The following is an 11619-nucleotide window of genomic DNA, read 5'->3' on the forward strand; positions in this document are numbered from 1 at the left end:
ATAGGATCAGCATTATTTACACGAGATAAAATGTAATGGCAGATTAAATTCGAACATCCTTTTAGGTGGCAGTGTAAACATCACCAAGTTAGTGCCTCGCATTTTGCAAAAGATGTTGATTTAATCGAAACAAAATTCAGGATTACAATCGAATTTCATTATGTTTACTATTGTTTATATGAGTTAATCGTACGAAAAAATTCATTTAATATTATACAATTAACAAATTTTGGCATGTTACGATTAACAATAAATTATTAAAAATTTGAGCCAACTAAAATTATTTCCTCTGGAGCGTGTATGAGCTTGGCTAACCTACCTTTCTCGCGGGTGAACGCGTTCAACTTTTTTATTATCGCGCTGGCGCTCGCCATGCAAAGCGCCTTTTTGTTTTTAGAGAAGTACGAAGTTCTTTTTAGTAGCCTTACGCTCGTATTTTTAGTTGTGGGATTTATCTCACAATTTGTTACCCGCCGTGTGATTGGTAGGTCGTTAAATGCATTAAAGCAAATGGCTAATGAGATTGGCGAGGGGAACCTTGATGCTCGTGTTGAACTCAGCGGCGCGACCGAGTTTGGACAAATCGCACGCTCGCTCAATCGGGCGCTTAAACGATTCGGACGCATCATCGAGCAAATTGATAGAACCTCGGATGGATTGAGTGAATTCGCGCATCGGACATCTGCGCTTTCTGACCGCTCTCATAGCACTAGCGAAAAATTGAGTGAGCAGTCGAGTCAATTGGCTTCAACAATGGAGGAGCTAAATGCCAGTATTAATGAGATGGTACACGCAATAACAAGAGTCAATGAGAATAGTGATAACGTTGCCTCGGTGAGTCGTGACTCTGAGCAGCTGATGGCAAAATTGGGCCAATGCGTTAGTGCTCTTATACAGTCGGTCAAAAGATTCGATGAAAGCTTTAATAAAGTGGAAAGTAGTGCTAGCAAAATTAATAATTTTGTTGAGTTAATTGAGTCAGTGGCCGAACAGACTAATTTACTGGCACTGAACGCAGCGATTGAGGCAGCTCGTGCGGGTGAACATGGTCGGGGATTTGCGGTTGTTGCTGATGAAGTTCGTTCATTAGCACAGAAGACTAAAAGTACAACGACGGATATCGTCGCGATGACTGATGAGTTGAAAGAGGTTATGACTTCAGCAGGAAAAATAAGTGACGAAGCACTTTCATCTTCAAAGGAAGCTGAAGCAATCACCTCTCAGGCTACAAAATCGGTTGAAAATGTCTTGGCAGAAATCCAATCTATTAATAAAGAGTTAGATGCGGTTTCGCAGTCAAGCGAGCAGCAACAACAAGCTGTTGATAGCGTAAGTCGCAGCTCTCAAGTGTTGAGCGACTTATGTGACGGGGCGTTAGAGCAGTCTGAAACACTCTCACAAAATACGGACGAATTGAATCGTATGAGCTCTGAATTAGTTAAGCAGCTCGATAAGCTTGATGACGATTAAATGGTTCCAAATAGTTGGTGGGGCGTGTGCCCACGCTTGATTATGGTGAGGATATTGGTAATCGAATGATTGCCAATAATAGTGTTATCTCACGCGGTTCACAAAGCTGGCTGATTGCTCGGACTTTTATGGAAACACTCTCAAGAAAAGTCTTTTAGTCTGAGATGACTATCTATTGAGTCGGCGAGTGCTTTTGGAACCCCATGTTCAGTGGCTAATTCCCGCCATTGAGACACCGAGTTGATGACATCATCAATAATGGCATCTATTTCTTCACGCTCTACGCGTGGAAGCTGAGCGTTGGCAAGCGCGTAAAAATCGGCGCGGGTATGGCCGCTACGCTTGCCATTTAACGACATCCAGTGCTGCTCTACCCATGGGTTTCCGGGTTTATAGCTAAAGGCAATGTCGTAAGCCGGACTCAACCGCCATTGCTTGTCCTCCAGCATGAAACCAAAATTTTTGGAGTGATCATCGTGGTTTGTTGCGACGTGGTTAAACACCATACGGCGAAATAAATCGATAGCGTCCGCCCGTGGCAACCTTAGCTGGCGGGCAACCTGGAGCAGCTCTTCATAAGAAAAGGCACCGATATCGTGGTAGTTCACGTGTTTAATGGCAGTAAGTGTTTGAATATGCTTTTTCTCATTGCCTATTCGGTCAAAGCGCTTGGTGACAAAATGGCGTCGGTTGCCTTCATCCAGCAAATGACACGGCATCATAGTAATGCCAGCCTTGGTGGCCATTAAGTAATACACATATTCCATGGCGCCGTATCCGAGCGGGTCGCCAAAGGTTTGTTGAGAAGGGTCCCGCTCCTTTACGCCGTCAAACTTCAGCAGATAATGCTCAAACCCTGCGGGCACAATGCCCTGGCCGGAACGAACCTGACTAAAATCATGATTAAATGCCAGAATCGCTTTCGGTCTGGCTCCACCTGCGCTGGTGCCAACGGCCAGTAAGGCCTGCATCATTTCTTTGTCGGCCGCGTCATCGAAGTGCGTGCGCTGCCGAAAGCCAGTTCTTGAGTCGAGCACTTCTTGTGCTAGTTTCATTAAGCTCTCAAGCTCGATGTCTCTGTTCTTGGCATTCGTTTGCTTCTTCCGTGCAGGGTGGTATTCAAGCGCACCCATTCCCCGTTCGCCGGTATACTGAAGTCGTTCAAGTGGGCTCAGCGGTTCGGTGCGATCTGGCTGTTGCGCAACCCATTGGTTTAATACCGCATTACCGAAGTCGTCGGGCAAAGAGTCTGCGAGCATGCCCGGCAATCCCCTGAAAGTGTCCCAATTTAACCCCGGAAATGAGTAAATTCGTCCCTTCTCAGCGGGCATGGTTAAAGGCGCAAGCGGAATATCTTTTTCGACAAATTCAGCTAAGTACTCGAACCGCGCAGCCGTGTCACCTTTGTTATAACTTAAGGCACCGACAGGCTCACCTTTGTAGCGAACTTCAATAGTATTAATCACCAGTCCAGCTCCTCATTGTCAGCAGGTTTCACGCGCTTTTTACCGCTCGCTCGTTGCTTCTGTTTGGTACTACTTTTTAGTAGTTGCACCGGGGAAACGCCCTCGTCCGGGAATGCGGCAAGTAAATTGTCGATATGACCCAAAGCCTGAAGAATTGAGACATAAGTTGCTAGAGTGCTTTTACCACTTTCAGCAGCTTTAACGGCGTTAAGAGAGACCTTCGCTAAAGTTGCTAAGTCCTCCTGAGTTAAATCCTGGTTCAACCGATACTGCTTAACCCTTCGACCAATGATTGCCGGAATACGTTCAGAATCCATATAAAGAACCTTATGTAGTCTTTAAATCTATAAAGTGAGTTTAGCAGACTATTTAAGGTACGCAATTATATATAAATAAAAGCCCTTATACAGAATATACTTCCAAGGATGGGTCGCATGAGATTATGGTTGGTCGAAATCTTGTCAGATGTTTACAAACAACAACATAAAAAATATCGAATTATGTGCGGTAACGAACAGACGTCCCTTTGAGAGCAATTTAGATTTCAAAATAGCGTCATAATAGGGTGATGCTTACAGCTCTTTAAGGAGTTAATGATGACTACGCAACAAAATCAAGGTTCACAAACGCCGAACAAACCAGGCGAACAAAAGCATGCTAATCCTGGTCAGCAAAAAGACCAAAAGCAACCTCAGCAAACGCCTGGCAAAAAAGCGTAATTAATTACGCAACCCAGAGCCCAGCACGATGTGTGCTGGGCTTTTTTGTTGAACCTCATGCAAACCCTTTTAGCAGCGAATTTTTTTCTTTTAAGTGCGTTACCGCACAGATAAATCTCGAAAGCAAGCTAATCTTAAGATGAGGCCGACCCTTGAATTGGCTAACTGGTCGGCGATGAATGTTTAACTTGACCGGGGGATTTTGCCATGTACTCCAACTTATTTAACTTGTCCAGGATTAAGAACTTGCTGATGCTGTTCTTGGTGAGCACCGTTTTGGCGGCCTGTGGCGATCGCGATCCGATTCTGGGATACGACGGTAATGTGGCATTGTCTCCAACCGTTATAGCGGTTACGCCTGCGGATAACGCTACCGATGTGGCTATCAACGGAGCGTCCATTACGGCTCGATTTAGCGTACCGGTAGAACCATTAAGTAACGATGATTTCACCCTTGCTTGTTCTGATACATGTACCAGTCCAAGCGGTACGGTTTCCATGAATGATGCGGGTACTGTAGCAACATTTACGCCAGTGGCGCCCGCCGTTTTAGATGGGTCGACCCTTTATACGGCGACTGTCCATTACGCCCAAAGCAAGGATAATGGGCTGGTACTTGAAAATCCCTACATATGGTCATTCACCACCAGTGTTGTACCGGAAACCATACGCCCACGGGTCACACTAACCGATCCGGTGACAACCTCTTCAGGTACAACGGTAGATGTACCCATTAATACATCGGTTCTGGCTGCATTTAACGAGAACATGGCCCCGGCAATGTTCACTGAAATCACCTTTACCTTAACCTGTGAAGCACCTTGCATGGCACCACAAGGAGCGGTTTCGTACGACGTGAGTGCAAAGGCCGCACAATTTAAACCGGCACAAGACTTAGAGTGGGAAACCACCTACACCGCAACAATCAGTCAGGCCGTGACGGATTTGGCGGGAAACGAGCTGGCGGGTAATCAGGGTCCGTTGACTGAGGCAAGTGATTACGTTTGGCAGTTTACAACAGGGTCAACTCCGGACGCTACTCGGCCACGGGTGACACTGACCGATCCGGCGTCAACGTCACCAGCGAATGTATCGGTTAATACCTCGGTTCTGGCTGTATTTAACGAGAACATGGCTCCGGCAACGTTTACCGATGCAACCTTCACCTTAACCTGTGATGCGCCCTGCACTGGGCCGCAAGGAGCGGTTTCGTATGACGTGAGTGCGAAGGCCGCACAATTTAAACCGGCACAAGACTTAGAGTGGGAAACCACCTACACCGCGACAATCAGTCAGGCTGTGACCGATTTGGCTGGAAATGAGCTGGCGGGCAATCAGGGTTCGGTGACCGACCCAAGTGATTATGCTTGGGAGTTTACAACTGGGGTAGCACCGGATACGACTCGCCCACGGGTGACTCTCACCAATCCGGCGACAACATCGCCAGAACTGGAAACAGATGTACCGGTTAACACCTCGGTGTTGGCTGTGTTTAACGAGAACATGGTACCGTCGACCTTTACCGATACTACCTTCACCTTAACCTGTGATTCCCCCTGCGCCACGTCGCTGGGAACCGTTTCCTACAATGTCGATGCAAAATCCGCTCGCTTCGTGCCAGCACAGGATTTAGAGGCTGAAACTACCTACACCGCGACAATTAGTCGTTCCGTGACGGATCTGGCGGGAAATGAGCTGGCGGGTAATCAGGGTCCGCTGACTGACCCAAGTGATTATGTTTGGCAGTTTACAACAGGGCTAGCACCGGATACGACTCGCCCAAGGGTAACCTTAACCGAACCTGAGACAACATCGTCAGGTCCGACGGCAGACGTACCGGTTAACACCTCAGTGTTGGCTGTGTTTAATGAGAATATGGCACCGGCAACACTTACCGATACCACCTTCACCTTAACCTGTGATTCCCCCTGCGCTGTGCCGCTTGGAACCGTGTCGTACAACGTCGATGCGAAATCCGCACGTTTCCGTCCGGCGCAGAATTTAGAGGCGGAAACCACCTACACCGCGACAATTAGTCAGGCCGTGACCGATCTGGCCGGCAATGAGCTGGCTGGCAATCAGGGTAGTGTGACTCAGCCAAGTGATTACGTTTGGCAGTTTACAACAGGGTTAACCCCGGACACCATTCGCCCAAGGGTGACACTAACCGAACCTGCGACATCGTCGCCAGGTCCGACGGCAAATGCACCGGTTAATACCTCAGTGTTGGCTGTATTTAATGAGAACATGGTACCGTCGATGTTCACCGACACTACCTTCACCTTAATCTGTGAGGCGCCCTGCGTCGCGCCGGTTGGAACGGTGTCGTACAATGTCGATACAAAATCCGCGCGCTTCAGTCCGGCGCAAGATTTAGAGCCGGAAACCACCTACACCGCGACAATTAGTCGAAGCGTGACCGATCTGGCGGGAAATGAGCTGGCGGGTAATCAGGGCCCGGTAACTGACCCAAGTGATTATGTTTGGCAGTTTACAACAGGGCTAGCTCCGGATACGACTCGCCCAAGGGTGACCTTAACCGAACCTGCGACAACGTCGCCAGGCCCTACGGCAGATGTACCGGTTAATACTCAAATCAAGGCGATTTTCAGCGAAGCTATATCACCTACTACAATTACCGGAACTAGCTTCACCTTGACCTGTGAAGAGCCTTGTACCGCTCCGATTGGTAATGTTTCGTACGATGTCTCGTCGCGCAGTGCAGTATTTACACCTGAGCAAAACTTAGCTGAAGGTGAAACCTATACCGCAACGCTAGTGAGTACGATTACCGATTTAGCAGGGAACCGATTAGCGGGCAATCAGGGGCCGGTTACCAGTGCCAGCGATTATATCTGGAGCTTTACGACTACTGCCCCAATAGCGCCTACTAACATTTCAGTGTTAAGCACGGATCCATTAGATGCAGGAACCATGGCGGTATGCCCAAATGCGAGTATAAACGCTACTTTTGATATTCCGTCGGGCAGTCGCCTTGATCCGGCTACCGTAAACAATATGACCTTCTTAATTGTTGAGGACGCTAACCCACTGATCAGCGTGTTAGCCGAATCCATCCAGGTTGATGTAGACACTGGTACTGTGGTTACTTTCATTCCGCAGGAGCAGCTACCCGAAAATGTTACCTACCGTGTAACCCTTGTGGGTGGTAGTGATGGCGTGAAAGACCTAATGCTGCCAGGCAATGAAATGCTGGATGATTACGTTTGGACTTTCACCACTGTTGCCCCAGTGGAAAGCTGTCTGGTGCCAGTTAACCTTCAGTCGGCCGCACCTTTTGGTTCCTTCGGTGGCACTGCAGGCATTACCAATCAGGGTGTGCTGACAGTTATCAACGGTGACATTGGTACTACTGGTACCTCGACCATTGTGACAGGCTTTGTTTCTGAGCCTGGTTGTGAGTACACCATTACCACGCTGAATGAAGGTCAGGTGAACGGCAAAATATTCACCGCACCTCCACCACCAACAGTTAGTTGTCCGCAGGACGGCACCGCAGAAACTGAAGCCATTGCAACGCAAGCGCGACTTGATGCCGAATCGGCTTACAATGAACTGACGCCGGCCAATATGCCTGGTGGTCAGAATCCAGGTAATGAGAATCTTGGTGGTCTGACTTTGGCTCCGGGTATCTACACTGCGCAAAGTGGTGCATTCCGTATTCAAGGTGGCGACCTGACGTTAGATGGTCAAGGTAACCAGAATGCTGTATGGGTGTTTCAAATGGCGACCACTTTAACCGTTGGTGGACCGGGGGCAGACTTTTCGCAAAGCGTCACTCTTATCAATGGTGCCCAAGCGAAAAATATCTTCTGGCAAGTAGGAAGTGCAGCAACAATTAATGCTGGCGGTGGTGGCGTCATGAAAGGAACCATCATCGCACAAGAAGGTGTCACTATCTCTACGGCAGGAAACGTTGATATCGTTACCATAGACGGTCGAGCGCTGTCTCTGGGGGCATCGGTCACGATGGTTAACACCGTGATCAATGTACCGGCAGACTAACGGATGTGACCAAAATAGAGGTCTGACGTTAGTCGTTGTTTATCTCTGTAACTAAAAGCTGAGACATATAACTGTCTCTACTTTTTAAGAACTGCACAAGAAGGTCTGGGTAATTTTCGGCAACCGCCAATTGCACAGACCTTCTTTGTCGCAATGCTGAACGCCAAATCTGGCATTTCGGTAAATCCGCAAACGTATTCAAATTAGTGTAGCTTTCGAACACATCAAAATAGCGAAATATGGGTGCATACACAGCGTCTAGCAAATGAAACTGTTCGCCGGTGAAAAACGGGCCACCAGAAACTATCTCTTCAAGCATCCCGAATTTTCTTTGTATTTCCTCATGAATTTTATCGAAGCTGGCGCTGTCTTTGGCGTTGTATAGGCCGGATATACTTTGCAGTATACCAGAACCAAATTCTATCCAGGCTCGGTGATAGGCCTTCTCTAGGCTATCAGAGGGGTGCAACGAACCGGCTGTCACTTCATCCAGATATTCGCAAATAACCGCTGATTCAAACAAGGTACGGTTTTCATCAACCAACAAAATGGGAACTCTTCCCATTGGCGATTTTTGTTTGAACCAGTCGGGCTTGTTGGCAAGATCAATATCGACTCTGGTATAGGCAATGCTCTTTTCTTCCAAAGTGATAATCGAGCGTTGCACATAGGGGCATAATATGTGGGTAACGAGGTGGAGACTTTGTTGTTTCATAACTTGGTTTCCCTAAAAGCGGAGTCGTGATTTTTTGATCGAAAATAATGGCTAACTAGGTAAAGTATAAATCTTGCGCAGTTGCTAGTTAATTAGCAGAATATGCAAATTAATATTGCATAATTGCAATGCGCGGAGGTGCTTTATGGATTGGAATTCACTGAAAGTGTTTCTGTCGATTGTTCGTCGGGGGTCTTTATCTGGCGCGGCCGAGGATTTAGGCGTTAATCACACGACCATTTTCCGCCGTCTGAAAGCCTTTGAAGCTGAAATCGGTGGGCAGTTATTTGAACGTATTAGTAACCGCTATGAATTGACGGCCTTGGGACATGAACTGCTTGGCCTTGCACAAAACATTGAGGATTCTTTTGATAGCATAAGTCGCCACCTGGTTGGCAAAGACTTTCAACCCAAGGGTACTGTGAAAATTACGGCACCCAATAATATCGCCTATCGCTATTTACCCCGCTATATCTCCGAATTCAATGCTCTTTATCCCGAAATACACATCGAGCTGTTGGTGAGTAATCAAGAATTCAATATGTCGAATCGACAAGCTGATATTGCGGTGAGAGCAACACCGTCACCGCCGGAACACTTGGTAGGAAGGCAGGTAAGCACGCTAAATTGGGGTGTATTTGGCAGTAAGGCATATGCCAATAAATTTGGTTTGCCAAATGATATTGGTGAGTTGGTAAATCATTCTTTAATTGGTGCTACAGGAGCCATGAGTAATCTGCCGGCATTCCGCTGGCTGGATAAACACTTTGCCGATCAAGTTATAACCCGCAGTGACGATCTGACTGCGATGTCCTATTTTGCCGAATCAGGTCAAGGTTTGGCAGTTTTGCCTGAAGACCAACTTCGACCGGAAATAACAAAGCTGTTTGGTATTCCAGACAGTAAACCGAGCAACTTATGGTTGTTAACACATCCTGATTTACGCAATGTTGAACGAATAAAACTGGTTATGCAGCACTTAACAAAGGCCTTTTCGAAGGAATGGCCTGCTTGAACCAAATCTTAACTTTAGTTTTTCTGGCATGGCCCGATAGCCCATTTAATTGCGCTCAATTTAATAACAATAATAAAAAGGAAATTTATGCTTTCTATGCTTCGTAACCTGACTTTAGGTCTGCGTTTCACCTTAGCCTTTGGCTTAATTGGACTCGTAGTACTCGGCCTTGGCATTTTCGCCATTGTGCAAACCAACAATTTAGGCAACCAGCTTAATTATGTGACGGATCAACGAGCCGTCAGTTTAGAGTTAGTAAGCCGATTAGATAGTGAGTTTTTGCGCGCTCGGGTACACACAGCAAATTTGCAAAATGCCGCCAATCAAGAGCAAATCGCATACTTTGAAGATAAATTAGCTTCCGCTCGCGATGCCGCCAATGAAATTGAGCAACAGTTACGTGATATTGTGCATACCGATGAGGCAAAAACACTATTCGAACGTTATCTAAAACTGGATGAGCGTTATTGGCAATTACAACAAGAGTATATTGATTTAGAAGCTGCGGACCGCGAAGAGGAAGCAATTCAACTGCGACAAAACGTTCAACTGCCGTTGACGGAAGAATTATCAATGCTGTTGGATGATTTTATGCGGTACGAAGTTGCTGCTATTGATAACGTCACAATAGAAGCGGATGAAAGTCGAGCCGCAACCTTTACGGCGCTGGTCACGGTGATTGTTTTTACCACTATCATTATTGTATTCATGTCAATTGTGCTGACGCGTAGTGTGATTAGACCGCTAAGAGGAGCAGTAGAAATTGCCCGGCGAATCGCCCGGAAAGATTTAACCCATGACTTTAAGGTTGAAGGAAATGATGAAGTCAGCACGTTAATTGGACAGTTAAAAGAAACGCAACAAAGCCTGCGCGACTCAATTGGCACTATTGCAGATTCGGCAACACAGTTGGCTACCACTTCAGAGGAGCTCAATTCAGTTACGGATGAGTCTGCACGGAATATTCAAGAGCAGTCACAGCAATTAGAACAAGCGGCAACAGCGGTAAATGAGTTAACCGTCGCCATTGAAACAGTGGCGCAAGATGCGCAAAGTGCATCCGAGTCGTCGGACTATGCCGATGAAAAAGCTCAGCAAGGTCGCGCTCAGGTATCGGAAACTGTAGATGCAATCGGCGAACTTTCTGAACGCATGACACTTTCGTCAGAGAGTGTAAATGAGCTAGCTACGAAGGTGAATCAAATCACTAAGGTACTGGAAGTTATTCGGGGTATTGCGGACCAAACTAATTTACTTGCGCTAAATGCAGCTATTGAAGCTGCGCGAGCAGGGGAGTCTGGGCGTGGATTCTCTGTTGTTGCTGATGAAGTTAGGGCTTTGGCCAGCCGCACCCAAACGTCCACGGTTGAAATTGAAGAATTGGTGGAAGTCATTAAAAATTCATCAACGAAGTCTGTTAGCGATATGGACGTGAGTGTTGAGCGCGCAAAATCAACGTTGGAAATTGCGACTGACGCCGGCAAGGCTTTGGGTGAAATCGCCATTGCTGTTGCGGAAATAAATAACCGCAATACCTCAATCGCGAGTGCTGCAGAAGAGCAAGCTGCAGTATCTAAAGATGTTGATGGGAATTTGGTGAGTATTCGTGATTTGTCAGATTCGACGTCATCGGGGGCTGAACAAACGAGTTCATCGGCCGCTGAATTGTCGCGCCTCGCCACCCGTTTGAGCGAGCTAACAGACAGCTTTAAAGTTTAACTAGTAGCTACCTGTAACCGGCGATTCTATCGCCGGTGTAAGGTCGAAATCGCGATTTAGTTAACGAAATAGGCCATCGGAAATCACTCGAAGCACAATTGCGCATGGTCGCGGAAGTTTGTGAGCATTCGCTGCGGTCCACCGATGTTATTGGTCGTTTTGCTGGCGAAGAGTTTGTGGTCGCGCTTCCGAATACCTCCCCTTCCGCAGCACAAACCCTGGCCGAACGCTTAAAGAAAAATGTCGCTGAGCTTCAGCTAGAACACGACATGAACGATGTGGACCTAAGCATTACCGTTGGTATCGCCGTTTCACACAATGATGAGTCTGATCTGGAAGCCCTGATTAGCCGCGCCGACGAAATGCTCTACATTGGTAAACGTGACGGTAGAAACCGCGTGGTCATACATAAAGACTAAGCTGAAACGCCGAGCAGCTTGTTCATCAGATGGATTTAACAAACCAAGGACTAGGGAGCCGCGCTAGCGG

The 11619-nt window shown here is 47.2% G+C and carries 9 protein-coding genes; 6 read left to right on the forward strand and 3 right to left on the reverse strand.

Annotation, left to right across the window (positions count from 1 at the left end; genetic code table 11):
- Positions 1-300: 300 nt before the first annotated feature.
- The gene (locus tag CCE91_RS00745; protein WP_086433351.1) at positions 301-1470 is read left to right on the forward strand and encodes a methyl-accepting chemotaxis protein; all 1170 of its coding nucleotides are present in this window, start codon (positions 301-303) and stop codon (positions 1468-1470) included.
- A gap of 140 nt (positions 1471-1610) precedes the next feature.
- Here CCE91_RS00745 and CCE91_RS00750 read toward each other — a convergent pair whose 3' ends face one another.
- Together CCE91_RS00750 and CCE91_RS00755 are read right to left on the reverse strand one after the other, a co-directional pair.
- Positions 1611-2936 (reverse strand): type II toxin-antitoxin system HipA family toxin, encoded by a 1326-nt coding sequence (locus CCE91_RS00750; RefSeq protein ID WP_086433352.1) that lies wholly within the window; start codon positions 2934-2936, stop codon positions 1611-1613.
- A complete protein-coding gene (locus tag CCE91_RS00755; RefSeq protein WP_086433353.1) occupies positions 2933-3253 on the reverse strand; it encodes a helix-turn-helix domain-containing protein in 321 nt (106 codons plus the stop codon). The genes CCE91_RS00750 and CCE91_RS00755 overlap by 4 nt, the downstream gene beginning before the upstream one ends.
- Before the next feature lie 279 nt (positions 3254-3532).
- Between CCE91_RS00755 and CCE91_RS12335 the strand changes: the two genes are divergently transcribed.
- Complete coding sequence (locus CCE91_RS12335) at positions 3533-3655, forward strand: hypothetical protein (protein ID WP_268802159.1); 123 nt, start codon at positions 3533-3535, stop codon at positions 3653-3655.
- A 207-nt stretch (positions 3656-3862) separates the two neighbouring features.
- Positions 3863-7681 carry an Ig-like domain-containing protein gene (locus tag CCE91_RS00760; protein ID WP_086433354.1) on the forward strand — a complete coding sequence of 1273 codons (3819 nt, stop codon included), beginning with the start codon at positions 3863-3865 and terminating at the stop codon, positions 7679-7681.
- A 28-nt stretch (positions 7682-7709) separates the two neighbouring features.
- On the opposite strand, the gene CCE91_RS00765 is transcribed toward CCE91_RS00760, so the two are convergent.
- On the reverse strand, positions 7710-8396 hold the full coding sequence (locus tag CCE91_RS00765) for a glutathione S-transferase family protein (protein ID WP_086433355.1): 687 nt from the start codon (positions 8394-8396) through the stop codon (positions 7710-7712).
- Between the two features lie 145 nt (positions 8397-8541).
- Between CCE91_RS00765 and CCE91_RS00770 the strand changes: the two genes are divergently transcribed.
- The 3 genes from CCE91_RS00770 to CCE91_RS00780 all read left to right on the forward strand — a co-directional run bounded on the left by CCE91_RS00770 (position 8542) and on the right by CCE91_RS00780 (position 11549).
- Complete coding sequence (locus CCE91_RS00770; protein ID WP_086433356.1) at positions 8542-9411, forward strand: LysR family transcriptional regulator; 870 nt, start codon at positions 8542-8544, stop codon at positions 9409-9411.
- Between the two features lie 87 nt (positions 9412-9498).
- On the forward strand, positions 9499-11130 hold the full coding sequence (locus CCE91_RS00775) for a methyl-accepting chemotaxis protein (protein WP_234996223.1): 1632 nt from the start codon (positions 9499-9501) through the stop codon (positions 11128-11130).
- 68 nt (positions 11131-11198) lie between these two features.
- Positions 11199-11549, forward strand: coding sequence for a GGDEF domain-containing protein (locus CCE91_RS00780; protein WP_268802167.1), 351 nt, complete (start codon positions 11199-11201; stop codon positions 11547-11549).
- Positions 11550-11619 lie beyond the last annotated feature (70 nt).

This window comes from Pseudidiomarina planktonica, from assembly GCF_900177775.1.
GTDB classification, from domain to species: Bacteria; Pseudomonadota; Gammaproteobacteria; order Enterobacterales; family Alteromonadaceae; genus Pseudidiomarina; species Pseudidiomarina planktonica.